Source organism: Burkholderia sp. SRS-W-2-2016 (assembly GCF_001931485.1).
In the GTDB taxonomy this organism is placed as follows: Bacteria; Pseudomonadota; Gammaproteobacteria; order Burkholderiales; family Burkholderiaceae; genus Paraburkholderia.
In genome coordinates this window covers 56,298-81,960 of the sequence record NZ_MSDV01000051.1, presented here as the reverse complement: position 1 = coordinate 81,960, position 25,663 = coordinate 56,298, and the positions used below count along the sequence as shown (strand labels likewise).

Annotated in this window: 22 protein-coding genes and 1 riboswitch; of the genes, 13 read left to right on the top strand and 9 right to left on the bottom strand. The window is 66.6% G+C overall.

Annotated elements, in window-relative coordinates; translation table 11 throughout:
• Window positions 1–109 precede the first annotated feature (109 nt).
• Entirely contained in the window at window positions 110–1,801 is a 1,692-nt protein-coding gene (locus tag BTH42_RS22425; RefSeq protein ID WP_075303354.1) for an isovaleryl-CoA dehydrogenase, read from the bottom strand.
• Window positions 1,802–2,128: 327 nt separating this feature from the next.
• On the opposite strand from BTH42_RS22425, the gene BTH42_RS22420 reads away from it, so the two are divergent.
• Window positions 2,129–3,739, top strand: a complete 1,611-nt coding sequence (locus tag BTH42_RS22420) for a GMC family oxidoreductase (protein ID WP_075303353.1) — start codon at window positions 2,129–2,131, stop codon at window positions 3,737–3,739.
• 216 nt (window positions 3,740–3,955) lie between these two features.
• On the opposite strand, the gene BTH42_RS22415 is transcribed toward BTH42_RS22420, so the two are convergent.
• A complete protein-coding gene (locus tag BTH42_RS22415; protein ID WP_075303352.1) occupies window positions 3,956–4,930 on the bottom strand; it encodes a LysR family transcriptional regulator in 975 nt (324 codons plus the stop codon).
• Window positions 4,931–5,045: 115 nt separating this feature from the next.
• Between BTH42_RS22415 and BTH42_RS22410 the strand changes: the two genes are divergently transcribed.
• From BTH42_RS22410 to BTH42_RS22355, 12 genes are all read left to right on the top strand, one after another.
• Window positions 5,046–5,582: a CidA/LrgA family protein gene (locus tag BTH42_RS22410; protein WP_083654862.1), complete on the top strand. Its 537-nt coding sequence runs from the start codon at window positions 5,046–5,048 to the stop codon at window positions 5,580–5,582.
• 118 nt (window positions 5,583–5,700) lie between these two features.
• Window positions 5,701–6,435 (top strand): LrgB family protein, encoded by a 735-nt coding sequence (locus BTH42_RS22405; RefSeq protein ID WP_075303351.1) that lies wholly within the window; start codon window positions 5,701–5,703, stop codon window positions 6,433–6,435.
• 115 nt (window positions 6,436–6,550) lie between these two features.
• A riboswitch (S-adenosyl-L-homocysteine riboswitch) is annotated at window positions 6,551–6,684 on the top strand.
• Window positions 6,685–6,717: 33 nt separating this feature from the next.
• On the top strand, window positions 6,718–8,136 hold the full coding sequence (gene ahcY, locus BTH42_RS22400) for an adenosylhomocysteinase (RefSeq protein ID WP_075303350.1): 1,419 nt from the start codon (window positions 6,718–6,720) through the stop codon (window positions 8,134–8,136).
• Between the two features lie 177 nt (window positions 8,137–8,313).
• Entirely contained in the window at window positions 8,314–8,667 is a 354-nt protein-coding gene (locus BTH42_RS22395; RefSeq protein WP_027199157.1) for a phage holin family protein, read from the top strand.
• A gap of 10 nt (window positions 8,668–8,677) precedes the next feature.
• Window positions 8,678–9,508, top strand: coding sequence for a methylenetetrahydrofolate reductase [NAD(P)H] (metF, locus tag BTH42_RS22390; protein WP_075303349.1), 831 nt, complete (start codon window positions 8,678–8,680; stop codon window positions 9,506–9,508).
• Window positions 9,509–9,674: 166 nt separating this feature from the next.
• On the top strand, window positions 9,675–11,333 hold the full coding sequence (locus BTH42_RS22385; protein WP_075303348.1) for an ABC transporter substrate-binding protein: 1,659 nt from the start codon (window positions 9,675–9,677) through the stop codon (window positions 11,331–11,333).
• Between the two features lie 249 nt (window positions 11,334–11,582).
• Window positions 11,583–13,214 (top strand): ABC transporter substrate-binding protein, encoded by a 1,632-nt coding sequence (locus BTH42_RS22380; RefSeq protein WP_075303347.1) that lies wholly within the window; start codon window positions 11,583–11,585, stop codon window positions 13,212–13,214.
• A gap of 162 nt (window positions 13,215–13,376) precedes the next feature.
• Window positions 13,377–14,387 (top strand): ABC transporter permease subunit, encoded by a 1,011-nt coding sequence (locus tag BTH42_RS22375; RefSeq protein WP_075303346.1) that lies wholly within the window; start codon window positions 13,377–13,379, stop codon window positions 14,385–14,387.
• 89 nt (window positions 14,388–14,476) lie between these two features.
• Window positions 14,477–15,394 (top strand): ABC transporter permease subunit, encoded by a 918-nt coding sequence (locus BTH42_RS22370; protein ID WP_075303345.1) that lies wholly within the window; start codon window positions 14,477–14,479, stop codon window positions 15,392–15,394.
• A 2-nt stretch (window positions 15,395–15,396) separates the two neighbouring features.
• The gene (locus BTH42_RS22365; protein WP_075303344.1) at window positions 15,397–16,401 is read left to right on the top strand and encodes an ABC transporter ATP-binding protein; all 1,005 of its coding nucleotides are present in this window, start codon (window positions 15,397–15,399) and stop codon (window positions 16,399–16,401) included.
• Window positions 16,398–17,417 (top strand): peptide ABC transporter ATP-binding protein, encoded by a 1,020-nt coding sequence (locus tag BTH42_RS22360; protein WP_075303343.1) that lies wholly within the window; start codon window positions 16,398–16,400, stop codon window positions 17,415–17,417. The genes BTH42_RS22365 and BTH42_RS22360 overlap by 4 nt, the downstream gene beginning before the upstream one ends.
• Window positions 17,410–18,648 carry a TraB/GumN family protein gene (locus tag BTH42_RS22355; protein WP_075303342.1) on the top strand — a complete coding sequence of 413 codons (1,239 nt, stop codon included), beginning with the start codon at window positions 17,410–17,412 and terminating at the stop codon, window positions 18,646–18,648. The genes BTH42_RS22360 and BTH42_RS22355 overlap by 8 nt, the downstream gene beginning before the upstream one ends.
• A gap of 63 nt (window positions 18,649–18,711) precedes the next feature.
• Here the strand turns inward: BTH42_RS22355 and BTH42_RS22350 are convergent, their stop codons facing one another.
• The 7 genes from BTH42_RS22350 to BTH42_RS22320 all read right to left on the bottom strand — a co-directional run bounded on the left by BTH42_RS22350 (window position 18,712) and on the right by BTH42_RS22320 (window position 25,643).
• On the bottom strand, window positions 18,712–20,073 hold the full coding sequence (locus tag BTH42_RS22350) for a methyl-accepting chemotaxis protein (protein WP_075303341.1): 1,362 nt from the start codon (window positions 20,071–20,073) through the stop codon (window positions 18,712–18,714).
• Window positions 20,074–20,265: 192 nt separating this feature from the next.
• Window positions 20,266–21,222 carry a DUF979 domain-containing protein gene (locus BTH42_RS22345; RefSeq protein ID WP_075303340.1) on the bottom strand — a complete coding sequence of 319 codons (957 nt, stop codon included), beginning with the start codon at window positions 21,220–21,222 and terminating at the stop codon, window positions 20,266–20,268.
• Window positions 21,219–22,007 carry a DUF969 domain-containing protein gene (locus BTH42_RS22340; protein WP_075303339.1) on the bottom strand — a complete coding sequence of 263 codons (789 nt, stop codon included), beginning with the start codon at window positions 22,005–22,007 and terminating at the stop codon, window positions 21,219–21,221. The genes BTH42_RS22345 and BTH42_RS22340 overlap by 4 nt, the downstream gene beginning before the upstream one ends.
• A gap of 366 nt (window positions 22,008–22,373) precedes the next feature.
• Window positions 22,374–23,126, bottom strand: coding sequence for a 5-oxoprolinase subunit PxpA (pxpA, locus tag BTH42_RS22335; protein ID WP_075303338.1), 753 nt, complete (start codon window positions 23,124–23,126; stop codon window positions 22,374–22,376).
• Window positions 23,127–23,146: 20 nt separating this feature from the next.
• The gene (locus BTH42_RS22330) at window positions 23,147–24,199 is read right to left on the bottom strand and encodes a biotin-dependent carboxyltransferase family protein (protein WP_075303337.1); all 1,053 of its coding nucleotides are present in this window, start codon (window positions 24,197–24,199) and stop codon (window positions 23,147–23,149) included.
• Window positions 24,196–24,849 (bottom strand): 5-oxoprolinase subunit PxpB, encoded by a 654-nt coding sequence (gene pxpB, locus BTH42_RS22325; RefSeq protein WP_075303336.1) that lies wholly within the window; start codon window positions 24,847–24,849, stop codon window positions 24,196–24,198. The genes BTH42_RS22330 and pxpB overlap by 4 nt, the downstream gene beginning before the upstream one ends.
• Before the next feature lie 194 nt (window positions 24,850–25,043).
• Window positions 25,044–25,643 carry a 5-formyltetrahydrofolate cyclo-ligase gene (locus BTH42_RS22320; RefSeq protein ID WP_083654865.1) on the bottom strand — a complete coding sequence of 200 codons (600 nt, stop codon included), beginning with the start codon at window positions 25,641–25,643 and terminating at the stop codon, window positions 25,044–25,046.
• Window positions 25,644–25,663 lie beyond the last annotated feature (20 nt).

Below are 25,663 nucleotides of genomic sequence, written 5' to 3'. Positions count from 1 at the left end.
CGGCCGCATCGCGGCCCACCGACGCCCACCGGTTTGTATAGAAATCCCTACGATCAATCTACGCGGCAAATCCACGCAGCGAATTCACGCGGCATAGCCACGTGAAAACTCACTCTGGAAATGCCCGCGCGATGATCGCCGCGTGATCGAACGTCGCCGGCAGCGTGCCGTACACGCGACCGCTTTCGCCGCAACCATCGGCCAGACGTGTCGCAATGAACGCGTCGGCGACTTCGGCGGGCGCGTGTTGCGCGAGCAGCGTCGCCTGCGCGATCAGCACGATCTGCTGCGCGATCCGCCGCGCCGACGCCTCGCGCTGCTCCGCCGGTCCGTTCAGCGCCGCGGCGAGCCGAGCGAGCGCCGCGCCGAGCGCCGGATGCGCGTGCGCCGCTTCCTGCCACGTGGCGAACAGCGCATGCGCGGCTTGCGGCTCGCGCTCCATCGCGCGCAGCACGTCGAGGCACATCACGTTGCCGGAGCCTTCCCAGATCGAGTTGACCGGCGCCTCGCGATAGAAGCGCGCCATCGGCCCGGTTTCGACGTAGCCGTTGCCGCCCCAGACCTCCATCGCTTCGCCGGTGAATTCGAGCGCGCGCTTGCAGACCCAGTACTTCGCGGCCGGCGTCACGATGCGCCGCCATGCGCGTTCGGCGGACGCGGCGTCGGCGCGGTCGGCGCCGTCCGCGGCCTCGAACGCGCGCGCGAGACGCATGAACAGCACGGTCGCCGCTTCCGATTCGAGCGCGAGATCGGCGAGCACGTTGCGCATCAGCGGTTGCTCGGCGAGTTGCCGGCCGAACGCGCTGCGATGGCGCGCATGGTGGATTGCCTGCACCAGCGCCGCGCGCATCAGCCCGGCGCTGCCGATCACGCAATCGAGCCGCGTGTAGTTCGCCATTTCGATGATGGTCGGCACGCCGCGTCCTTCGTCGCCGATCAGCACGCCGTACGCATCGAGAAATTCGACTTCGCTGCTCGCGTTCGAGCGGTTGCCGAGCTTGTCCTTCAGACGCTGCACCTGCACCGCGTTCTTGCTGCCGTCCGGCGCGAAACGCGGCACGAAAAAGCACGACAGCCCTTCGTGCGTATCGGTGCGCGCGAGCACCAGATGCGCGTCGCATTGCGGCGCCGAGAAAAACCACTTGTGACCGATCAACCGATAAGCGCCGCCGCGTCCACCGGCATCGAGCGCATACGCGCGGCTCTGGTTGCTGCGCACGTCCGAGCCGCCCTGTTTCTCGGTCATCCCCATGCCGATCATCGCCGAGCGTTTCTGCGTGAGCGGCACGTCGCGCGGATCGTGTTCGCGTGAGTAAAGCTGCTCGCGCAGCGTGTCGAACAGCGCGGCTTCGCGTTGCAGGACGGGGATGCTCGCGAAGGTCATCGTCAGCGGACACAGCGAGCCGGATTCGATCTGCGCGTGCAGAAAATAACCGGCGCAGCGCGCGACCATCGCGCCGCTTCGCGGCTCGGAAAACGGCAGCGCATGCAGCCCTTCGCGCCGCAGCAGCGCGAGCAGCGAGTGCCACGCGGGATGAAACTCGAGCGCATCGATGCGCTCGCCGCGCGGGCTATGCGTAATCAGTTCGGGGGTGTGGCGGTTCGCGAGTTCGGCGAGCGCGAGCGTGTCGGGCGTGGTCAGCGCCGCGCCGTGCCGCAGCAGCGCCTCGCGATGCCACTGCGCGCCGTCGCGCGCGAGCGCTTCGCTCAACGCGATGTCGCTCGCGAACAGGTTGTAGTCCGCGAGCGGCGGCGCCTGATTCGTCACTTCGTGAGTCTGACCGAAGCCGTGCGAGTCCATCTGCTGTCTCCATGCTTGATGCATTGTGCGCCGGTTTGCCGGCGTCGTATGGGTTGGCTGTTTGAGCGCCGCGTGCGAGGCCGCATGCGCTGAAGATGACCTGCGCCGCATGCTGTTTGAATCCCGCGCGCGCCTGCCTGGCGGGCTTGCGCGCGGGTCACGCGGGTCTTTCATGATAGGGGCGCGACCGCGCCGCTGTTTAGAGGAATCGCTCTGTGACGAAGCCGCCGCGGCCCCTGAACGCTCCCTACAATGCGCGTAAAACACACGTAGACAAGTGTGCACGAGACAGGGTCCGCGGGCAACGCGGCCCACCTGGAGGAGCGCATGCAATACGACTACATCATCGTCGGTGCGGGCTCGGGCGGCTGCTCGCTGGCGAGCCGCCTCGCGGACAGCTGTCCCGACGCGACGATCGCGCTGATCGAAGCCGGTCCGCATACCGATCGCAATCTGTTCGTGAACATGCCGGTCGGCGTCGCCGCCGCGGTGCCGTTCAAGCTGAAGACCAACTACGGATTCCTGACTACCCCGCAGCCGGGACTCGCCGGCCGGCAGGGCTTTCAGCCGCGCGGACGCGGCTTCGGCGGATCGAGTGCGATCAACGCGATGATCTACACGCGCGGCCATCCGCTCGACTACGACGACTGGGCGGCGCTCGGTTGCGACGGCTGGTCGTGGGACGACGTGCTGCCGTATTTCCGGCGCGCGGAAGGCAATCAGCGCGGCGCCGATGCGTGGCACGGCGACGCCGGTCCGCTGACAGTGTCCGATCTGCGCTTCCAGAATTCGTTTTCAAAACGTTTCGTGCAGGCCGCGCTCGAAGCCGGCTACAAGGCAAATCCCGATTTCAACGGCGCGGATCAGGAAGGCGTCGGCTTCTATCAGGTGACGCAGCGCGATGGCCGCCGCTGCAGCGTCGCGCGCGCGTATGTCTATGACCGGCCGCGTGCCAATCTGCATACGATCGCCGATGCGACCGCGCTGCGCGTGGTGTTCGACGGCAAGCGCGCGAGCGGGGTCGAGGTCGTGCGCGGCGGGCGCCACGAAACGCTGGGCGCGCGCGCCGAAGTGGTGCTCGCCGCGGGCGCGTTCAATTCACCGCAACTGCTGATGTGTTCCGGCATCGGGCCGGCCGGGCAACTGCGCGGGTTCGGTATCGACGTGCTGCACGACGCGCCCGAGGTCGGCCAGAACCTGATCGATCACATCGACTTCACGATCAACAAACGGGTGTCGTCGATCGAGCCGACCGGGTTCTCGGTGCGCGGGATTGCGCGGATGCTGCCGCAGTTCGTGACCTTCATGCGGCACGGGCGCGGGATGCTGTCGAGCAACGTCGCCGAGGCCGGCGGTTTTCTGAAGAGCCGGCCGACGCTCGACCGGCCCGACCTGCAACTGCATTTCTGCGCGGCGATCGTCGACGATCACAACCGTCATATGCATTGGGGGCACGGCTATTCGCTGCATACCTGCGTGCTGCGCCCGCATAGCCGCGGCACGGTCACGCTCGCGAGCGCCGATGCGCGCGTCGCGCCGCTGATCGATCCGCGTTTTCTGAGCGATGCGCGCGATCTGGATCTGCTGGTCGAAGGCACGCGGATGGCGCGGCGGATTCTCGATGCGCCGTCGCTCGCGCTGCATGGCGGTCGCGAGCTGTATACGGCGGCGGGGCAGTCGGATGCGGAACTGCGGCAGACGATTGCCGAGCACGCGGACACGATCTATCACCCGGTCGCGACCTGCCGGATGGGCGGCGATGCGCGCTCGGTCGTCGATCCGCAATTGCGGGTGCGGGGCGTGAGCGGGTTGCGGATTGTCGATGCGTCGGTGATGCCGACGCTGATCGGCGGCAATACCAATGCGCCGACGGTGATGATCGGCGAGCGCGCGGCGGAGATGATCGCGGCGAGTAGGCGCGAGGGGGCGGGGTGTTGAGAGCGGTGATGGGCGTGACTGGGGTGGGCGCGGGTTCGGCCGGGGTGGCGGCGCGCGCGGCGTGAAGTAGATATGCGGACGGCATGGAGTTTCGCTCGCGCGAACATCGCTTGCGGACTGCGCTGCGCCGCGAACGCGTCGCGCGGGTGACCGCGGCGAGTCGGCGGTAGGGCGCCGCGCGGCTGAATCGCTAACCGCTGCCTTCGCGCCCGCCGCTCACTCGCCCGCCGGCGTCCCCGCCTGCCCATCCTCCGGCGCCGCAATCGTACTGAACCCGATCCCCGGCCCAAGCATGAAGTCGTTACTGACATGGGTCGGCAGCGTCTCGCGCGCAACCTCCAGCCACGCGCGCGCCGCATGCGACAGATACCCGTTGCGGCGCCAGCCAATCGCCATTTCCCAAGGAATTTCCGGCTCGACCACGGGCAAACAGGTGAACTGCGCCGGATCGAGCCGCCGGCAATACGGCGCGGGCAACAGCGCGATGCCGACGCCGGCCAGCACCAGCGCCGCCATGAAATCCCAGTGCCCGCTTCGTCCGACGATCGCCGGCGCAAACCCCGCCGCCCGGCACGCATTCAACACGACATCGTTCAACGCGAGACTCTCGCCGTAAAACACGAACGGCTCGTTCGCGAGCTGCGCGAGCGGCACTTCGCGCAGGCCGTCCCAGCGCGAGCCGGCGCGCGCGACCAGCCACAGCAGCTGACGGCTCATCGGCAGCACATCGATACTCTCGGGATCGACCGGTTGCAGCACCCCGCCCAGTTCCAGTTCGCCGTTGATCAGCGCGGTTTCGATCGCGCGCGAGCCCTGCTCGAACAGCTTCAGCTCGATCTTCGGATAACGCTGGCGGAACGCGGCGATCGCGGGCGTGAACAGCGCTCCGCCCATCGGCGGAATGCCGATCGTCAGCTCGCCGCGGCCGAGCGTGTCGAGATCGTTCAGTTCGGCCTGCAACTGCGCATGCGCGGCGAGCACGTCCTGGCCGCGCTGATAGACGATCCGGCCGACATCGGTGAGCACCATCTGGCGGCCGTCGCGCAGCAGCAGCGGCGAGCCGATCTCGTCTTCGAGCGACTTGACCATCTTGCTGATGGTCGGCTGCGTGACGAACATCTGCTCGGCTGCGACCGTGAAGCTCTGCTGGCGGACCACTTCGACGAAATAGCGCAGCGCACGTAGTTCCATGAGGCCTGTCTCCGGGATTCCGATTTGGAATGATTTCGATGATTGTAAGTCATTATGTTTATGGTGCAGCGACCCCTATACTCGTTTTCCTCTGCCCGTCAGTTCTCTGAAAGCCATGTCCACGCCAGTCTTCGCCCGTTCCGTCACATCCGCCGCCAGCCGCGCGAGCGAGGGCAAACGCGGGTCGGGTGGCGCGGGCGGCTCGAACGGTGAAAGCCGCGCGTCGGCGCTCGGCCGCATCGCGCGAATCGCCGTGCAAAGCGCCGCGATCGCCGCGCTGTGGATCGCCGCCGACTTCGCGGTCCGTCATCTGCATCTACCGGTGCCGGCCGGTGTGGTCGGTCTGCTGGTATTGCTCGCGCTGCTGTTCTGCGGCGGCGTCGCGCCGCGCTGGGTCAAGGCCGGCGCGGACTGGCTGCTGTCCGACATGCTGCTGTTCTTTATCCCGGCCGCGGTCGCCGCCGTCCAATATGGCGGACTGTTTCGCGCGGACGGCTGGCGCCTCGCGCTGGTGGTGATCGGCGGCACGCTGATGGTGATGGTCGCGGTGGCGTTCGCGGTCGATCAGGCCGCGCGCCTCGAACGGCGCGTCGCGCTGCGCCGCGCGTATGCCGCCCGACGCACGGCCGATCCTCGGTCCGCGCGCCGCTAAGTGCGATGCACCGATGTGCACGCCGCACCGATGCCGCTTGTGCTGATGCGCCCGCCGCGCCGATGAGCACACTCCGCAGATAAGCCCGCTCCGCCGACAAGCACCGCACCATCCGCCCATGACCCAGATCTACTTGCCCCTGTTCACAGCGCTGTTCACCGACAACGCCTCCCGCCTGATCGCGGCCGGCTGCCTGCTGCTGACGATCGCGCTGTACTTCGCGTCGAAGGCGCTGTACGCACGGGTTCGCTCGCCGTGGCTCACGCCGATGCTGACGGTGCCCACCGCGCTGGTCGCGATCGTCGTGCTCGCGCACATCCCGTACCGGCTGTATTTCGAGGACACCCGCTGGCTGATGTGGCTGCTCGGCCCGGCGACGGTCGCATTCGCGGTGCCGATCTACGAGTACCGCGCGCTGCTCAAGCGTCACTGGATCTCGCTGAGCGTCGGCGTGACGGTGGGGATTCTGGTCGGCGTCGGCGGCTCGCTGCTGCTCGCGAAGCTGCTGCATCTGTCGCCGGAATTGCAGCGCAGCCTGATGACGCGTTCGGTGTCGACGCCGTTCGCACTGGCCGTCTCCGACAAGATTCACGCGCCGAAGGACCTGACCGCGCTGTTCGTGATCGCGACCGGCGTGTGCGGAATGCTGTTCGGCGAACTGGTGCTGGCTTGCGTGCCGCTGCGCACGCGGCTCGCGCGCGGCGCGCTGTTCGGCGCGGCCGCGCATGGCGTCGGCACCGCGAAAGCGCGCGAACTCGGCAGCGAAGAGGGCGTGGTGTCCAGCCTGACGATGATGATCGCCGGCGTCGCGATGGTGCTGCTCGCACCGCTGCTCGGGCTGCTGCCGTTCTAGTGTCGGCGGTTCGCGCGCGGGTGCGGCATCGCTCCGTGCCGGGCTGCCGGGAGGCGTCCCAAACTCGCCGCGTCTGAAACCACGCTGCTATCCCAATTTGCTACAATCGCCGTTCGCTTTCGAGGAGCGTTGCGACGGGTACCGCGAATTCTTATTCGCCGGCCGCCCGCCAGGCTCGAAGGCTTCAATTCGGAGGACCAGGCTGCGCATCTCGCGCCGATCCTTCGCATCAAACCGCGCTCACGTCACATTTCTAGTCAATTTCTTAGAAAGGAGGGCGTGATGAACGCCGCAGTCATCGATTCCCAGAAGCAGGATTACGTCGTCGCCGATATGTCGCTCGCCGCGTGGGGCCGCAAGGAACTCACGATCGCAGAGACCGAAATGCCCGGCCTCATGCAAACGCGCGACGAGTACAAGGCGCAGCAGCCGCTGAAGGGCGCGCGCGTGGCCGGCTCGCTGCACATGACGATCCAGACCGGCGTGCTGATCGAAACGCTGACGGCGCTCGGCGCGGACGTGCGCTGGGCCTCGTGCAACATCTTCTCGACCCAGGATCACGCGGCCGCCGCGATCGCCGAAGCCGGCACGCCGGTGTTCGCGTTCAAGGGCGAATCGCTCGACGAATACTGGGAGTTCTCGCACCGCATCTTCGAATGGCCGAACGGCGAATTCGCCAACATGATCCTCGACGACGGCGGCGACGCAACGCTGCTGCTGATCCTCGGCTCGAAGGCTGAAAAAGACCGCTCGGTGATCGCCAAGCCGACCAACGAGGAAGAAGTCGCGCTGTACAAGTCGATCGCGGCGCACCTCGACGCGGACCCGACCTGGTACTCGACGCGCCTCGCGCACATCCAGGGCGTGACCGAAGAAACCACCACCGGCGTGCACCGTCTGTACCAGATGGAAAAGGAAGGCCGCCTGCCGTTCCCGGCGATCAACGTCAACGACTCGGTCACCAAGTCGAAGTTCGACAACCTGTACGGCTGCCGCGAGTCGCTGGTCGACGGCATCAAGCGCGCGACCGACGTGATGATCGCCGGCAAGATCGCGGTCGTGGCCGGCTACGGCGACGTGGGCAAGGGCTGCGCGCAATCGCTGCGCGGTCTGGGCGCGACCGTGTGGGTCACCGAAATCGATCCGATCTGCGCGCTGCAGGCGGCGATGGAAGGCTACCGCGTCGTGACGATGGAATACGCGGCCGACAAGGCCGACATCTTCGTGACGGCGACCGGCAACTACCACGTGATCAACCACGATCACATGAAGGCGATGCGCCATAACGCGATCGTCTGCAACATCGGCCACTTCGACTCGGAAATCGACGTTGCGTCGACCCGCCAGTACCAGTGGGAAAACATCAAGCCGCAAGTCGACCACATCATTTTCCCGGACGGCAAGCGCGTGATCCTGCTGGCCGAAGGCCGCCTCGTGAACCTGGGCTGCGCGACCGGTCACCCGTCGTTCGTGATGTCGAACTCGTTCACCAACCAGACGCTCGCGCAGATCGAACTGTTCACGCAAGGCAAGAAGTACGAGAACAAGGTGTACGTGCTGCCGAAGCATCTGGACGAGAAGGTCGCGCGTCTGCATCTGGCGCGCATCGGCGCGAACCTGACCGTGCTGTCGGACGCGCAGGCCGGCTACATCGGCGTCGAGAAGAACGGTCCGTTCAAGCCGAACCACTACCGCTATTAAGCGACGCGCGCGTTCGCGAGCCCGCCGCGCGCATCATGCGTCCGGTCTCGCGGACGCGGCGGCGCCGGCAGGCATCACGGTTGACCCGGGCGGCGCGCAATGCGCCGCTTTGTTCGCCGGCGCCGCTTTCCGTTCAATGGACAGCCTGCCCCCGCAGGTGCTTACAAGGAGCTTCACATGACCGTGCTGCTGACCTGGTTGATCAACGCGCTCGCGCTGCTGATCATCACGTACATCGTGCCGTCGATCCATATTCGCAGCTTCGGCACCGCGCTGATCGTCGCGATCGTGCTCGGCCTGATCAATGCCGTGCTGCGCCCGGTGCTGATCCTGCTGACGCTGCCCGTCACGATACTCACGCTCGGCCTGTTCATTCTCGTCGTCAATGCGCTGTGCTTCTGGCTGTGCGCGTCGCTGCTGAAAGGCTTCGAGGTGTCGGGCTTCTGGTCGGCGTTCTTCGGCTCGATCCTGTACAGCATCGTGTCGTGGCTGCTGTCCGCGCTCATTTTCGGCAACCGCAGTTTAGGTTGACCTCTCTGATATGAATCCGATCGAACTCTCATTCGAATTCTTCCCGCCGAAAACGCAGGAAGGCGTCGACAAACTGCGCGCGACCCGCGCGGAACTCGTCACGCTCAAACCCAAGTTCGTGTCCGTCACGTTCGGCGCCGGCGGCTCGACCCAGCAAGGCACGCTCGCGGCCGTCGTCGATATCGCGAAGGAAGGCATCGAGGCGGCGCCGCATCTGTCGTGCATCGGCTCGTCGAAGGACGACCTGCGCGCGATCCTCACCGAGTACCGCGCGCACGGCATCCGCCATATCGTCGCGCTGCGCGGCGACCTGCCGTCCGGCATGGGCGCGGTCGGCGAGCTGCGCTATGCGTCGGAACTCGTCAGCTTCATCCGCGCCGAGTTCGGCGACTGGTTCTGGATCGAGGTGGCCGGCTACCCGGAATACCATCCGCAGGCGCGCTCGCCGCGTCACGATCTGGAAAACTTCGCGCGCAAGGTGAAGGCCGGCGCGAATTCGGCGATCACCCAGTACTTCTTCAACGCGGACGCGTATTTCCGTTTCGTCGACGACGCCCATAAGCTCGGCGTCGACGTGCCGATCGTGCCGGGCATCATGCCGATCACGAACTTCTCGCAACTGATGCGTTTCTCCGAGATGTGCGGCGCCGAAGTGCCGCGCTGGGTCGCGCGCCGGCTCGAGAGCTTCGGCGACGACCGCGACTCGATCCGCGCGTTCGGGCTCGACGTGGTGACCAACCTGTGCCAGCGCCTCGTCGACGCGAAGGTGCCGGGTCTGCACTTCTACACGCTGAACGCCGCCGCGGCGACCAAGGCGATCTGCGAACGGCTGCGCGCGTAACGCGCACGAGTCGTGCCTGCCTGACCGCGCGGCCGCCATGGCCGCGCGGATTCACCTCCCACCGCAAAATCCCCCGCCCGACAACGTGGTAAGTCCCTGTTGAAGCTCATTTTTGTGCTGTCTATGATCGAAACGCAGCTAACCCGGCTGCTGTGCGGAGGACGATATGACAGTGACAAGAAAGACTGCGGCACACCGGCGGTTCGCGCTTCATCAGTTCTGCCTGCCGGCTCTCGCCGCGCTCACGGTCGCCGTGAGCGGCCTCGCGCCCGCCGCGGCGCAGGCGGCCACGCTACCCGACAAAACGCTGGTGTTCTGCTCCGAAGGCAGCCCGGCCGGCTTCGATACCGCGCAATACACGACCAGCGTCGAATTCAGCGCCGGCTCGTACACGGTCTATAACCGGCTGGTCGAATTCGCGCACGGCAGCACCGACATCGAGCCGGGCCTCGCCGAAAAGTGGGACGTGTCGCCGGACGGCCTCGTCTACACGTTCCATCTGCGCCCCGGCGTCAAATTCCAGACCACCTCGTACTTCAAGCCGACCCGCGAGTTCAACGCGGACGACGTGGTGTTCACCTACCAGCGCATGCTCGACCCGGAGAACCCGTTCCGCAAGGCGTACCCGGTGCCGTTCCCGTACTTCACCGACCTCGGGCTCGCGAAGAACATCGCGAAGATCGAAAAGCTCGATCCGTACACGGTGCGCTTCACGCTGAAGGAAGTCGACGCGCCGTTCCTGCAGCAGATCGCGATGCCGTTCGCATCGATCCTGTCGGCTGAATATACGGACCAGCTGCTGAAGGCGGGCAAGGCGTCCAATATCAACCAGTACCCGGTCGGCACCGGCCCGTTCATCTTCCGCAGCTATACGAAAGACGACACGATCCGCTTCGACGGCAATCCCGACTACTGGAAAGCGGGCGACGTGAAGGTCGGCAAGCTGATCTTCGCGATCACCGTCGACCCGGCGGTGCGGCTGCAAAAGCTCAAACGCGGCGAATGTCAGGTGATGTCGTACCCGCGTCCGGCCGATATCGCGACCGTGAAGGCGGATTCGTCGCTGGCGATGCCGAACGAAGTCGGCTTCAACCTCGGCTATATCGCGTACAACACCAGCAAAAAGCCGCTCGACAACGTGCTGGTGCGCCGCGCGCTGGATATGTCGGTCCACAAGAAGGCGATCATCGACGCGGTCTACCAGGGCGCCGGCCAGGCGGCGACCAACCCGATGCCGCCGACCCAGTGGGGCTACAACAAGAACCTGAAGGACGCCCCATACGACGTCGACAAGGCGAAAGCGCTGCTCAAGCAGGCCGGCTACCCGGACGGCTTCGAACTGACGCTGTGGGCGATGCCGGTGCAGCGGCCGTACAACCCGAACGCGCGCCTGATGGCGGAAATGCTGCAGTCCGACTGGGCCAAGATCGGCGTCAAGGTGAATATCGCCACGTACGAGTGGGGCGAGTACATCCGCCGCGCGCATTCGGGCGAGCATCAGGCGATGTTGATTGGCTGGACCGGCGACTACGGCGATCCGGACAACTGGCTCGGCGTGTTGCTCGGCTGCGACGCGGTCAACGGCAGCAACTTCTCGAAGTGGTGCTACAAGCCGTTCGACGATCTGATCAAGAAAGGCCGCAGCACGACCGATATGGCCGAGCGCACCAAGGCTTACATGCAGGCGCAGGAAATCTTCAAGGATCAGGTGCCGTTCACGCCGATTGCTCACTCGACCGTCTATCAGCCGATCAGCAAGAACGTGACGGGTTTCAAGATCGATCCGTTCGGGCCGACGCAGTTCATGGAAGTTGGCGTGAAATAAACGGACCGCGGCGCGCTTCTTGCGCCGCCTGCCCGACGTGCGCCGCCACGAATTGCCGTAAGCCGCTTACGGTGGCTCGCGGGCGGCGCGCGGCGGCGTATTACATCACCGCCGCGAAAGCGCCGCAAAACGTTTGCACCAAGTGTTTCCTATCGTCAACACGGGGTATTTCCTCCGCTTGGTGGCCGGGCCAAGCTCAAGTAATATCCCGCTACGCTGGCGCAAGCCGGCCCCGTACCAGGAGGAAACATGAAGCAAAACAAACTGTTGCAGGTCGCGCGTGTGACCACGCTCGTCGCTGCCGCAGCGGCATCCCTCGTCGGCGCGAGCAGCGCGCACGCCGCCGGGATCCCGAACAAGACCCTCGTCTATTGCTCGGAAGGCAGCCCTGCGGGTTTCGACCCGGCGCAATACACGACCGGCGTCGATTTCACCGCCAACACGTTCACCGTCTATAACCGCCTCGTCGAATTCGAGCGCGGCGGCACCAAGGTCGAACCGGGCCTCGCGGAAAAGTGGGAAGTCTCGCCGGACGGCAAGACCTACACGTTCCATCTGCGCCACGGCGTGAAGTTCCAGACCACTTCGTTCTTCAAGCCGACCCGCGAATTCAACGCGGATGACGTGATCTTCACGTTCCAGCGCATGCTGGATCCGAACCAGCCGTTCCGCAAGGCGTACCCGGTGCAGTTCCCGTACTTCACCGACATGGGCCTGGACAAGCTGATCACCAAGGTCGAGAAGGCCGACCCGTACACGGTCAAGTTCACGCTGAAGGAAGTCAACGCGCCGTTCATCCAGAATCTGGCGATGGAATACGCGTCGATCCTGTCGGCCGAATACACCGATCAGCTGCTGAAGGCCGGCAAGGCCGCCGACATCAACCAGTTCCCGGTCGGCACCGGTCCGTTCATCTTCCGCAGCTACACGAAGGACGCGACGATCCGCTTCGACGGCAATCCGGACTACTGGAAGCCGGACGCGGTGAAGATCTCGAAGCTGATCTTCTCGATCACGCCGGACGCCGGCGTGCGCGTGCAGAAGATCAAGCGCGACGAATGCCAGGTGATGAGCTATCCGCGCCCGGCCGACATCGCGCCGCTGAAGGCCGAGCCGAACATCGACATGCCGTCGCAGCCGGGCTTCAACCTGGGCTACCTCGCGTTCAACGTCACGCACAAGCCGGTCGACAAGGTCGAAGTGCGTCAGGCGCTCGACATGGCGATCAACAAGAAGGCGATCATCGACTCGGTGTACCAGGGCGCGGGCCAGCTCGCGACCAACCCGATGCCGCCGACCCAATGGTCGTTCGTGAAGGGCCTGCCGGCCGCATCGTTCGATACGGCCAAGGCGAAGGCGCTGCTCGCGAAGGCTGGCTACGCGAACGGCTTCGACATCACGCTGTGGGCGATGCCGGTGCAGCGCGCGTACAACCCGAACGCGCGTCTGATGGCCGAAATGATCCAGGCGGACTGGGCGAAGATCGGCGTGAAGGCGAAGATCGTCACCTACGAATGGGGTGAGTACATCAAGCGCGCGCACGCGGGCGAAGACGACACGATGCTGATCGGCTGGACCGGCGACAACGGCGATCCGGACAACTGGCTCGGCACGCTGCTCGGCTGCGACGCGATCAACGGCAACAACTTCTCGAAGTGGTGCTACAAGCCGTTCGACGATCTGATCCAGAAGGGCCGCACCACGTCCGACGTGGCCGCGCGCACGAAGATCTACGGCGACGCGCAGCACATCTTCGCGCAGCAGCTGCCGTTCGCGCCGATCGCGCACTCGACCGTTTATCAGCCTGTCAGCAAGAAGGTGGTCGACATGCGGATCGAACCGCTCGGTTACGCGCGCTTCGACGGCGTCAGCGTCAAGTAAGCCGGCAACCGGGCCGGCCAATCAGCCGGCAAGGCAGCCGTAAAATTCACGCAGTACGCTTTTCGCTCGGTTAGAAAACTGGTCGAAATGGTCCGGCGACCGGGGTCACGAGCCCTCGTCGCCGGTTGCGTTTTTTCATCACCAGTACCATAGGAGCGAACCATGTTCCGCTTCGTTTTGCGCCGCATCGGCATGGTGATTCCGACGTTCATCGGCATCACGATCCTGGCGTTCGCGCTGATTCACCTGATCCCCGGCGATCCCATCGAAGTAATGATGGGCGAGCGCGGCGTCGATCCGGCCATGCATGCGGCCGCGATGCACCGCCTCGGGCTCGACGAGCCGCTGCCCATCCAGTACTTCCACTACATCGGCCGCGCGGTGCACGGCGACCTCGGCACCTCGATCATCACCAACACCAGCGTGATGGGCGAATTCCTCGCGCGCTTTCCCGCCACCGTCGAACTGTCGATCTGCGCGATGATCTTCGCGCTGATCGTCGGGCTGCCGGCCGGCGTGTTCGCGGCGCTGCGGCGCGGCACGGTGGTCGATCACGGCGTGATGGGCACCGCGCTGACCGGCTACTCGATGCCGATCTTCTGGTGGGGCTTGATCCTCATCATGGTGTTCTCGGTGAAGCTCGGGCTCACGCCGGTGTCGGGCCGCATCGCGGTCGAATACGACATTCCGCACCTGACCGGCTTCATGCTGATCGACTCGCTGATGTCGACCGACGAAGGCGCGTTCAAGTCCGCGCTGAGCCACCTGATCCTGCCGGCGATCGTGCTCGGCACGATTCCGCTCGCGGTGGTCGCGCGGATGACCCGTTCGTCGATGCTCGAAGTGCTGCGCGAGGACTACATCCGCACCGCGCGCGCGAAGGGGCTGTCGCCGGCGCGCGTGATCGTCGTGCATGCGCTGCGTAACGCGCTGATTCCGGTGGTGACCGTGATCGGTCTGCAGGTCGGCACGCTGCTCGCCGGCGCGGTGCTGACCGAGACGCTGTTCTCGTGGCCGGGCATCGGCAAATGGCTGATCGATGCGATCGGCCGGCGCGATTATCCGGTCGTGCAAGGCGGCATTCTGCTGATCGCGACGCTGGTGATCGTCGTGAACCTCGTCGTCGATCTGCTGTACGGCGTGCTCAACCCGCGCATTCGCCATACGAGGTAAACATGTACCCCCACGCTCACTTACGTTCGCTGCCCCCCGAGGGGGCGCATGCCTCCCTTGAGGCGGCTCTGCGGGAGGCATGACACGAAATGGCTGACATTCAAAACACTGTCCCCCAGGCAGTCACACCCCCAAGCGGCCGCGCACTCGCGGCGCGCGAATTCTGGGCCAACTTCTCGCGCAACCGCGGCGCGGTCGGCGCGGGCGTCATCGTGCTGGTGCTCGTCTTCATCGCGATCTTCGCGCCGCTGATCGCGCCGCACAGCCCGATCGAGCAGTACCGCGACTTCGTGAAGATTCCGCCCGCGTGGCTCGACGGCGGCAACTGGAAGTTCGTGCTCGGCACCGACGAAGCGGGCCGCGACATCCTCTCGCGGCTGATGTACGGCGCGCGGCTGTCGTTCTGGATCGGCTTCGTGTCGGTCGTGCTCGCGCTGATTCCGGGCATCGTGCTCGGGCTGATCGCCGCGTTCTTCGAGAAGTGGGCCGACACGCCGATCATGCGCATCATGGACGTGCTGCTCGCGCTGCCGTCGCTGCTGCTCGCGGTCGCGGTGGTCGCGATCATCGGTCCGGGCCTCGTCAACACGATGCTGGCGATCGCGATCGTCGCGCTGCCCGGTTATGTGCGTCTGACGCGCGCGTCCGCGCAGGGCGAGTTGCAAAAGGAGTACGTGACCGCTTCGCGCGTCGCCGGTGCCGGCACGCTGCGGCTGATGTTCTCGCAGGTGCTGCCGAACTGCACCGCGCCGCTGATCGTGCAGGCTACTTTGGGCTTTTCGTCGGCGATTCTCGATGCCGCCGCGCTCGGCTTTCTGGGTCTCGGCGTACAGCCGCCGTCGGCGGAGTGGGGCGCGATGCTGGCGTCCGCGCGCGATTACATCGACAGCGCATGGTGGATCGTGACGATGCCGGGCCTGTCCATCCTGATCTCGGTGCTGTGCATCAACCTGCTCGGCGACGGGCTGCGTGACGCGCTCGACCCCAAACTGAAACGGATGGCCTGACCATGAGCAACCTACTGACCATCCGCAACCTCGCGGTCAACTTCAGCGGCCTGCCCGCGGTCGACCGCATCAATCTGGACGTCGCGCCGGGCGAAGTGCTCGGCGTGGTCGGCGAATCGGGCTCGGGCAAGAGCGTAACGATGATGGCGCTGATGGGCCTGATCGACGCGCCCGGCAAGGTCACCGCCGACGAAGTCACGTTCGACGGCAAGGACCTGCTGAACGCGTCGGCGAAACAGCGCCGCAAGATCATCGGCAAAGACATCGCGATGGTGTTCCAGGACGCGCTGACGAGCCTGAACCCGAGCTACACGGTCGGCTATCAGATCAAGGAAGTGCTGAAGCTGCACGAGGGGCTGCGTGGCGCCGCGCTGGAACAGCGCGCGCTCGAACTGCTCGACCAGGTCGGCATTCCGGACGCGAAAAACCGCATCGGCGCGTTTCCGCATCAGATGTCGGGCGGGATGAACCAGCGTGTGATGATCGCGATGGCGATCGCCTGCAATCCTAAACTGCTGATCGCCGACGAGCCGACCACCGCGCTCGACGTGACGATCCAGGCGCAGATCATGGAACTGCTGATGCGCCTGCAGAAAGAACGCGGGATGGCGCTGGTGCTGATCTCGCACGATCTGGCCGTGGTGTCCGAAGTCGCGCAGCGCGTGGCCGTGATGTACGCGGGCGAGGTGATCGAGACCAACCGCGTGCCGGACATCTTCGCCGCGCCGCATCATCCGTACACCGAAGCGTTGCTGGCCGCGATTCCCGAACACAACGTCGGCGCGGTGCGGCTCGCCGCGTTGCCGGGAATGGTGCCGGGCCGCGACGACCGTCCGAAGGGCTGTCTGTTCGCGCCGCGCTGCAAGTACGTGGTCGACGACTGCATGAAGGCCCGGCCGGCGCTCGCGCCGCTGCCGGGTCACGCGGACTACGCGCGGGTGCGCTGTATCAAGCCGTTGAATGTCGACAAGGACGCCAACGTTCACACGCAAGGAGGCGCCCGATGAACGCAGTACCCGAAACCCGCCGCGACGCGCGCAGCGGCGCCGATCACGTGCTGGTCGCCGACCAGCTCGCGCGCTACTACACGGTCAAGCGCGGGATGTTCGCGCAGGGCACGGTGAAGGCGCTGAACGGCGTGTCGTTCGCGCTGGAGCGCGGCAAGACGCTCGCGGTGGTCGGCGAGTCCGGCTGCGGCAAGTCCACGCTCGCGCGCCAGCTGACGATGATCGAAACGCCGAGCGCGGGCCGTTTGTTGATCGACGGCGAAGATGTGGCCGGCGCAAGCCACGAGAAGATCGCGGCGCTGCGGCGGCGCGTGCAGATGGTGTTCCAGAACCCGTTCGCGTCGCTCAATCCGCGCAAGACCGTCGAGCAGACGCTCGGCGAGCCGCTCGCGATCAATACGCAACTGAGCGCGAGTGAGCGCGCGGAACGGATCGCGCAGATGATGCGCACGGTCGGCTTGCGGCCCGAGCACGCGAAGCGCTATCCGCATATGTTCTCCGGCGGCCAGCGCCAGCGGGTCGCGATCGCGCGCGCGATGATCCTCGATCCGCAGATCGTGGTCGCCGACGAACCGGTGTCCGCGCTCGACGTGTCGATCCAGGCGCAGATCCTGAATCTGTTCATGGACCTGCAGGATCAGTTCAAGACCAGCTACGTGTTCATCTCGCACAACCTGTCGGTGGTCGAGCATATCGCCGACGACGTGATGGTGATGTACTTCGGCGGCGTCGCGGAACTGGGCGACAAGCAGCGGATTTTCTCGAAGCCGCGCCATCCGTACACGCGCGCGCTGATGTCGGCGACGCCGTCGATCTTCGAGGCGGACCGCACGATCAAGATCAAGCTGCAAGGTGAAATGCCTTCGCCGCTGAATCCGCCGTCGGGCTGCACGTTCCATCAGCGCTGCCCGTACGTGATCGACCGATGCCGCAGCGAGGAACCGAAGCTGCGTGAAGTGGATGGCCGTCAGGTCTCGTGTCACCGCGCCGAAGAGGTGGGGGACGTGGATGCCTGATGTGGGGGCGGCGCGTCGTCTTGCGCGCCGCTTGCGTGAGGGCGGCCGCGCGGCCGCATTCGCGCGGCGCCGCGGGGTGCGGGGGCTGAAAAGCGCCGGGCCCGGCGGCGTGCATCGTGCGTGCGTTGGTGCGTGCGCCGATGCGTGTGTTGGTGCGTGGGTCGGTGCGTGGCGACGTGTGCTGATCGGCGCGCTGTCGGTCGGTATGCTGAGCTTCGGCACGGCTTTCGACAGCGCGTACGCGGCCCGCGCCGCGGCGGATGCGCCGGGCCAGGCGGGCCGGCCGTCGCTCGGCGTGCCGGCCGCGCCGGTCTCTCCGCCCGCGCCACCGCCGCCGCCTTCGATGGCCCCGCCGGCCACGCCCGGCTCCACCGCGAGCGGCCCGGTGCGCCAGCAGCCGGCGCGCATGCCGTTCTATGTCGCGACGCGCGGCAACGTCACCCTCTATGTGCTCGGCACGCTGCACGTCGGCGATCCGGTCGACTATCCGGCCGGGCAGCCGTTCCGGCCGCCGATCCTCGCCGCGCTGGCCGCGTCGCAAACGCTCGCGCTCGAACTCTCCCCCGACGAACTGCTGGTGTCGCAGGACGACGTGTCCAAGTACGGCATCTGCAAGCGCGACTGTCTGCCGGGGCTGTTGCCCGAGCCGCTGTGGCACAAGCTCGCGCTGCGGCTGCGCGGCAATCCGGCCGCGCTCGATGCGATCAAGAAGATGCGGCCGTGGCTCGCGTCGCTGGTCGTCGAGACCTACGACTCGCTGTCGGCCGGTCTGCAGACCGAGTACGGCACCGAGGCGCAATTACAGAACGTGTATCTGAAGACGCGCGGCAAGATCGTCGGGCTGGAGACGCTCGCGCAGCAGATGCGCGCGTTCACCGGACTATCGGCCGCGCAGCAGCGCGAAATGCTCGCGCAGGACCTGGTGCAGACGCCCGCGCAGAACGTCGAGGACGTGCGCAAGCTGCATCGGCTGTGGCGGGTCGGCGATGCCGATGCGATCGCCGCGTGGCAGGTCGCGAAATCGGAGAAGCTCGCGCGCGACAAGCGGGTGTCCGAGACGATCGATAACCGGATCGTCTACGAGCGCAATCGGCGCTTCGTCAATCGGATGCTGCAGCTGGCGGCGCCGAATAAACCGGTGTTCGTCGCAATCGGCGCGCTGCATCTGGGTGGGCCGAAGGGCGTGCTGCAGTTGTTGCGGCAGCATGGGTTCGTGGTTGAACCGGGGTGAAACGGAGCGAGGCGGGGTGAGGCGGGGTGAGGCCGGGTAAAAACCCGGCCCGTGGCGGAAGGATTAGAAAGTTTGCCAGTCGGCGTCGGAGCCTGCGGCGAGCGCGGGTTCGAGTCGCGCGGCCGGCGCTTTCGGCGCAACGTTGCGCTCGCCGGCAGCCGGCGCGGCCGGCTTCGATACCGGCTTCGCCGCCGCCGGTTCATACGACGCGGACGACGCGGAGGATACGGCGCGCGGCGCGGGCGCTACCGCCGCGCGTTGCTTCGCCAACTGAGGCGCCGCGCCGCGTGCGGCCGGCTCGCTGCCGGCCACCTTGAACGTCGCGACCACGCCGGCCAGTTTGCCCGCCTGTTCCTCCAGCGACTGCGCGGCGGCCGCCGCTTCCTCGACGAGCGCCGCGTTCTGCTGCGTGACCTCGTCCATCTGGTTGACCGCCTGATTGACCTGCTCGATCCCGCGGCTCTGTTCCTCCGACGCCGCCGCGATCTCGCCGACGATATCCGACACCTGGCGGATCACCGTCGTCACTTCGCCCATCACGGTGCTCACTTCGACCGCTTGCGTCGAACCGTCCTGGATCATCGCCACCGACGAGCCGATCAGCTCCTTGATCTCCTTGGCCGCCGCCGCCGAACGCTGCGCGAGGCTGCGCACTTCGCTTGCGACGACCGCGAAGCCGCGCCCCTGTTCGCCGGCGCGCGCCGCTTCGACCGCCGCGTTCAGCGCGAGGATGTTGGTCTGGAACGCGATCCCTTCGATCACGCCGGTGATCTCCGAAATCTTGCTCGAACTGCCGCTGATCCGGCCGATCGTCGCGGCCATCGCCTGCACCGCGTCGTTGCCGGCGGCGGCCTTGCTCGCCGCGCTGGTCGCGAGCGAGTTGGCCTGGCGGGCGTTGTCGGCGTTGTGCTTCACCGTCTCGGTGAGCTGCGTCATGCTCGCCGCGGTCTGTTCGAGCGACGCCGCCTGTTCCTCGGTGCGCGCGGACAGATCGAGATTGCCGGCGGCGATTTCGCGGGTCGCGGTGCTGACCGAATCGGTCGACGAGCGCACGATCACGATGTTTGCCTCGATCCGCCGCAACAGCGCGTCGAACGCGACCGCGGCCAGACCGAACTCGTCCATCCGCGGGCTCGCCGCGCGGCGCGACACGTCGAGCGTGTCGGCGATCTCCTCGAACTTCTTGCGCTGGCGGATCAGGCCGCCGCAGATGATCCGGTGCAACTGCAAACCGCCGTACAGCGCGATCGCGGTGCCGAGCCAGGCCATCACGACAAGCGCGCCGACGAGCGGACGGGCCGCCGCATCGGCACCCAACTGCGACAAAGCGACGATGCCCGCGAGGCCGGTGAAAAAGGTCAGCGCGACGCAGCTGCCGAATATCGCCAGGATCCGCATCCTGATCGTGATGTGAGACTTCCGCACTTGATTTTCCTTTTTATGAACTATGCATACCGGTGTTGAAACAGGGTTTCACCGTGTCAGACCGGTAGTACGGCAGTTCAAGGGCTTTCTGAAGGGTGCGGGCGGGGAGGGTTTGTGCGGGGTTTAGCGCGATTTCTCGTAGTTTTCTCGTAGTGCCGACGCTCGCGTGTGTCCCCGCCCCAAACCCGCCTCCTACAAAAACATCAGGAAATTCAGCAGGAAGATATTGATCACCAGCAACGTGAGCGCAGTGGGCACCTGCACCTTGATCACCGCGTTCTTGTCGGGCAGTTCGAGCAGCGCGGCCGGCACCATGTTGAAGTTCGCGGCCATCGGCGTCATCAGCGTGCCGCAGTAGCCGGAGAACATCCCGATCGCGGCCATTACCGCCGGGTTGCCGTGGAACACGCCGACCAGAATCGGTACGCCGACGCCGCCCGTCATCACCGGAAACGCGGCGAAGCCGTTGCCCATCACCATCGTGAACAGCGCCATGCCGATGCAGTACACCGCGACCGCGACGAACCGGTAATCGAGGCTGATATACGACGTGGTCACGTGCGCGACCGCCTTGCCGACGCCCGCGTCGGAGAACACGAGGCCGAGCATCCCGAGCATCTGCGGCAGCACCGCCGCCCACGAAAGCGCATCGACGAGGCGGCGCGCTTCCTTCATCGATTGCCCGACCGTGTCGCGCGTGATCACGCACGCGATGGCCAGCGCGATCACGCAGCCGATCCCGAAACCGATCAGCGTCACGTTGGCCTTCTCGATCAGCGGCACGCCACCGAACACGAGATGACTCGCCGCGAGCGTGATGACGACGGTGACGACCGGAATCGTCAGCGCGGGCACGAACAGCTTGTTGCGCAGCCGCGTGGCGCTGGCGATGCGCGCCTCCAGCGACAACGTCTTCGGCTTGCCCGCTGTCACCCCGCCGAAGCCGGCGATCACCGCCATCGCGATCACCGCGACGCCGACCAGCGCGGGTGGCAGCCGGTCGCCGATCAGAAAAATCAACGCATACAGAATCCAGAAGCCGCCGGCGGTGAAGCGGCGCGGATGCTCGCGATCGAGCACGATCATCCCGCCGACGATCAGCAGCACGACGCCCAGCAGCCAGAACAGATAGGTGATCGTGAAAGTCATGCTTCGTCTCCGGTGGCGGACTTCGTGGCGCGCGTAGTGGGCGTCGAAGAAGTGGTGGACGAAGAACTCGCCGCGCCCGCACTGCCTCCGGGCCGGCTGCCGCGCAACTCGCGTTCGAGCCAGCGGTCGAGCAGCCACAGCCGGAAGCCATGCACGATGAACGCGCTAATCGCGGTCGGAATCCCCCACACCGCGACGTGCAGCGGTTCGACGATGATCCCCGCCTCCTTCAGGAAGGTGGTCATCAGCACGATCGCGCCGAACGCGACGAACACGTCTTCGCCGAAGAACAGGCCGACGTTGTCGGTCGCCGCGGCGAATGCGCGCAGGCGGAAGCGCACCGCGTCGCCGATCTTGCCGAAGCGGTTTTCGGTCGCGCCTTCGGCCATCGGCGCGATCAGCGGACGGACCATCTGCGGATGGCCGCCGAGCCCGGTTAACCCGGCCGCGGCGGTCAGCTCGCGCACCGCCAGATAGACGATCAGCAGACGCCCGGCGGTGGCCGCCTTGATGCTGCCGATCCACGCCTGCGCGCGCTCGCGCAAGCCGTGCCGCTCCAGCAAGCCGATCACCGCGAGCGGCAACAGGATGATCAGCGGGATATTGCGGGTCTTGATGAAACCCGTGCCGATCAGCGCGAGGATTTTTTCAGGGGGGAAATGCGCGGCGAAGCCGGTGACGATCGCGGCGACCGCGACGATCAGCATCGGATTGAAGCGCAACAGAAAGCCAACGATGATGACGGCCACACCGATAAGCGGCCACAAACTGACGGTTGTCTGCATCAGTATCTCCTTGAGTGATTCGACTTCGCCGCGGCTGGCGGCTGAGGTGAACCGGCGCACCGGGTTGGCGTGCCGGCTTGCTGCCGCGGCTCTGCGGCCGCGTTGAACTCTCAGAATCGGTACGGCGGATGCGTGGGCAAGCCGTGGTTTGCCGCGCGCGCCGCGAAAGCAAAGGCGCTGCTGCTGGCAAAACGCCCCGCGGCGAAGCGGGGCGTTGAAGCGGTGATGCGGGTCTACTTGGGGCGAGGGGCGCGGTCTGGATCGGGGCGACGCGAGCGGTCCGCCGCCCGGGCGCTCAACCGCGCAACTGCTTACGCTCGGCTGCGCTGCTCACGCACGCGCCGAAGCCCAGGCGCGCGGCAAAACTCAAACCCGCGCCGAACTCGCCGCATGCACGTCGATCCCAGCCGCCTCGAGCGCCGCGCGAATCCGCCGCGCGAACGCGAGCGCATGCGGCCCGTCGCCATGCAGACAAATGGTCTGCGCATTCAACGGCACCCACTGCCCATCGACCGACTGCACCCGCTGCTCGCGAATCATCGCCAGCGTGCGTTCGAGCACGAGGTCCTCGTCGTCGAGCAGCGCGCCCGGCTCCTTGCGCGGCACCAGCGAACCGTCGGCGCGATAGCCGCGGTCGGCGAACACTTCCTCGATTGCGGTCAGACCCGCATTGCGCGCGGCGCTCACCAGCCCGCTGCCCGCCAGCGCGAACACCGCGACCGACGGATCGAAGTCATGCACCGCCGACACGATCGCATCGGCGATCTTCTCGTCGCGCGCGGCCTGGTTGTACAGCGCGCCGTGCGGCTTCACGTGCGCGATGCGTCCGCCCTCGGCCTGCGCGATCGCCGACAGCGCGCCGAGCTGGTACAGCACGCCCGCGTAAATGTCCTGCGCGGGCAGGTCCATTTCCTTGCGGCCGAAATTCTCCGGATCGTTGAAGCTCGGATGCGCGCCGATCGACACGCCTTTTTGCACGGCCCAGCGCACGCAGTCGCGCATCGCGTTGGGGCCGCCCGCATGCCAGCCGCACGCGATGTTGGCCGAGCTGACGAGGTCGAGCAGCGCCTCGTCGGAGCCGCAGCCTTCGCCGAGATCGGCATTCAGATCGATTTCCATGGTGATTCCTCTCCTTCGTGTTACCGCGTCGCGAGCGCCGCCCGGCGCGCGCAACGCTCTTCATGCATCGCGATCGCGGCGTCGATCTGCCGCAGATACGCGCGTTCTTCCAGTAATGCGTGACGCGCCTCGTAGGGCGTCGTCGGGATAAAGCGCACCGCCGCGTTCAGCCGCACCTGCGCGAGCTTCCACAGATCGGCCTGGATCACCGCGCCGATCTTCGGATAGCCGCCGGTGGTCTGCGCGTCGCTCATCAGCACGATCGGCTGGCCGTTCGGCGGCACCTGGATCGTGCCGGGCAACACCGCGTGCGACAGCAGATCGCTCTTGTGCGCGCGGGTCAGTTCGGTGCCGGCGAGCCGGTAGCCCATCCGGTTGCTGTTTGGCGTGACCAGCCATTCGTCGGCCCAGAACGACTGCTGCGCGGCGTCGGTGAAGCTGTCGTATTCGGGGCCGCGCAGCACCCGGATCGGCACCGCCCACGGCACCCCCGACGGATGCCGGCCGCGCCGCAGCGGTTCGTGCACCTGCACGAACTTGCACAGCACGGGCGCTTTCACGCCGAACTCGGGTGCCTCCGGCGCGAAGCCGAGCTGGCTGCGCTGCGGTGGCGCGCCGACCGGCAGCCGGTCGCCGTCGACGAGCGCGCGCCCGCCGAGGCCGCCGAAATGGCCGGCGAGGTCGGTGCCGCGCGAGCCGAGCACCGGCAGCACGTCGATGCCGCCGGCCACGCACACGTAGCCGCGCATCCCGCGCTTCGCCGCGTTCAGCACCAGTTCCTGGCCGGCTTGCACCGGCAGGCTCCACCAGGAATAGACCGGCTTGCCGTCGAGCGTCGCGCCGAAGTCGGTGCCGGTGATCGCGACCCGGGTCGCGCGCAGAAAGCGCAGCACGGTCGGACCGAAGGTGATTTCGAGGCCGGCCGCGTCGGGCCGGTTGCCGACCAGCCGATTGCCGACTTCGAGCGACAGACGATCGAGCGCCCCGCCCATCGCGACACCGAGATGGCGGTAGCCGTGGCGGCCGAGGTCCTGAATGGTGGTCTGCAGACCCGCGCGGATCACGTCGATCATGCGTGCATCCCCGCGATCGTGAAGCGCACCCGGTCGCCCGGTTGCAGCAGGGTGGGGGGCCGGCGCAGCGGATCGAACAGCGGCACCTCGGTGCGGCCGATCAACTGCCAGCCGCCGGGCGACACCGCCGGATAAATGCCGGTCTGCTCGCCGCCGATGCCGACCGAGCCGGCCGCCACTTCGAGCCGCGGCGACGCTCGGCGCGGCGTGTGCAGCGCGGCTTCGAGGCCGCCCATATAGGCGAAGCCCGGCTGGAAGCCGAGGAAGAACACCACGTAGTCGCCGCCCGCATGACGCTCGACGACCTCGCGCGCGCTCAGCCCGGTGTGCTCGGCCACCGCTTGCAGATCGGGGCCGAACTCGCCGCCGTACTGGACCGGCACCTCGACTTCGCGGGTGGGCGCGGCGGTCTCGTCCGCCGCTTGCCAGGCGGCCAGCAGCTGGGCGGCGAGCGCGTCGCCGTCGGTGTCGAGCGGGTCGAACACGAGCGTCAGATTGTTCATGCCGGGCACCACTTCGAGTACTGGCGGCCAGTCGCGCGCGGCGCTGGCCGCGGCCCACACGCGCCGCTGGCAGTCGAGCGTGGCAGGGGGCGGCGCGACGCACATCAGCGCGTTATCGCCAAGCGGAAAGATACGGGGTTGGCTCATGGCTGGACGGCCCGGGTCGAGTCGGCGGAAGAAGCGGACCGCGCGGCGGATTGGCGCAGGTCCGGCGCGGGATCGGCGATAACTGAAGCGTACATGATCAAACCAGCGGATTGGCGAGGCCGCACGGCGGTGCAATGCGTTGGGCGCGCGTTATCGCACGCCCGCCTAGCGGCAATGGCGGCAATGGCGGCGGCTCACTCCGGCAGGCCCGGATGAAAACCCGTCTCGGTGACGATCAGATCGAGCGGGATGTCGTGCGCCTCGCGCTGCAGTGCGTCGATGCGACACGCGTCATACGCGATGCCGACCGTGACCGGCTTCGCGGCCGCCGGCCAGGAGGCCAGCGTGCGGTCGTAATAGCCGCCGCCGTAGCCGAGCCGGTAGCAGTCGGCATCGAAACCGACGCAGGGCACGAACAGCAGGTCGGGCACCACCATGCGCCCGGACGTCGGCTCGGCGATCTTGTGATGGCCGATGCGCATCGGCACCTGCGGGTGCCACGCGTGGAACTCGAGCGCGGTGCCGCGCTCTTTAATGATCGGCAGACTTGCCTCGCGGCTGTCGTTGCCGGCGAGCCAGATCGACACCGGGCCCCGCGCGTCGAACTCGCCGGCGAGCGGCCAGTAAAAACCCACGCTCGGCACCCCGAAGTGCTTCAGCACATCGAGCACGCGACGCCCCAGCGCGGCATTCACAGCCGGCCTGGAAGCCGCTTGCAGCCGGGCTTCCAGGAGCCTCTGGCGCAATGCCTTTTTCGTTATCGGGACGGGGTTGCGTGCTATGCTTTGGTCCAATTCGCGCTCCAGAAACAACG

Bases quoted from the DNA above. Each gene is read 5' to 3' on its own strand.
- BTH42_RS22425 (WP_075303354.1), bottom strand. From the start codon at position 1,801: ATGGACTCGCACGGCTTCGGTCAGACTCACGAAGTGACGAATCAGGCG.
- BTH42_RS22420 (WP_075303353.1), top strand. From the start codon at position 2,129: ATGCAATACGACTACATCATCGTCGGTGCGGGCTCGGGCGGCTGCTCG.
- BTH42_RS22415 (WP_075303352.1), bottom strand. From the start codon at position 4,930: ATGGAACTACGTGCGCTGCGCTATTTCGTCGAAGTGGTCCGCCAGCAG.
- BTH42_RS22410 (WP_083654862.1), top strand. From the start codon at position 5,046: ATGTCCACGCCAGTCTTCGCCCGTTCCGTCACATCCGCCGCCAGCCGC.
- BTH42_RS22405 (WP_075303351.1), top strand. From the start codon at position 5,701: ATGACCCAGATCTACTTGCCCCTGTTCACAGCGCTGTTCACCGACAAC.
- ahcY (WP_075303350.1), top strand. From the start codon at position 6,718: ATGAACGCCGCAGTCATCGATTCCCAGAAGCAGGATTACGTCGTCGCC.
- BTH42_RS22395 (WP_027199157.1), top strand. From the start codon at position 8,314: ATGACCGTGCTGCTGACCTGGTTGATCAACGCGCTCGCGCTGCTGATC.
- metF (WP_075303349.1), top strand. From the start codon at position 8,678: ATGAATCCGATCGAACTCTCATTCGAATTCTTCCCGCCGAAAACGCAG.
- BTH42_RS22385 (WP_075303348.1), top strand. From the start codon at position 9,675: ATGACAGTGACAAGAAAGACTGCGGCACACCGGCGGTTCGCGCTTCAT.
- BTH42_RS22380 (WP_075303347.1), top strand. From the start codon at position 11,583: ATGAAGCAAAACAAACTGTTGCAGGTCGCGCGTGTGACCACGCTCGTC.
- BTH42_RS22375 (WP_075303346.1), top strand. From the start codon at position 13,377: ATGTTCCGCTTCGTTTTGCGCCGCATCGGCATGGTGATTCCGACGTTC.
- BTH42_RS22370 (WP_075303345.1), top strand. From the start codon at position 14,477: ATGGCTGACATTCAAAACACTGTCCCCCAGGCAGTCACACCCCCAAGC.
- BTH42_RS22365 (WP_075303344.1), top strand. From the start codon at position 15,397: ATGAGCAACCTACTGACCATCCGCAACCTCGCGGTCAACTTCAGCGGC.
- BTH42_RS22360 (WP_075303343.1), top strand. From the start codon at position 16,398: ATGAACGCAGTACCCGAAACCCGCCGCGACGCGCGCAGCGGCGCCGAT.
- BTH42_RS22355 (WP_075303342.1), top strand. From the start codon at position 17,410: ATGCCTGATGTGGGGGCGGCGCGTCGTCTTGCGCGCCGCTTGCGTGAG.
- BTH42_RS22345 (WP_075303340.1), bottom strand. From the start codon at position 21,222: ATGACTTTCACGATCACCTATCTGTTCTGGCTGCTGGGCGTCGTGCTG.
- BTH42_RS22340 (WP_075303339.1), bottom strand. From the start codon at position 22,007: ATGCAGACAACCGTCAGTTTGTGGCCGCTTATCGGTGTGGCCGTCATC.
- pxpA (WP_075303338.1), bottom strand. From the start codon at position 23,126: ATGGAAATCGATCTGAATGCCGATCTCGGCGAAGGCTGCGGCTCCGAC.
- BTH42_RS22330 (WP_075303337.1), bottom strand. From the start codon at position 24,199: ATGATCGACGTGATCCGCGCGGGTCTGCAGACCACCATTCAGGACCTC.
- pxpB (WP_075303336.1), bottom strand. From the start codon at position 24,849: ATGAGCCAACCCCGTATCTTTCCGCTTGGCGATAACGCGCTGATGTGC.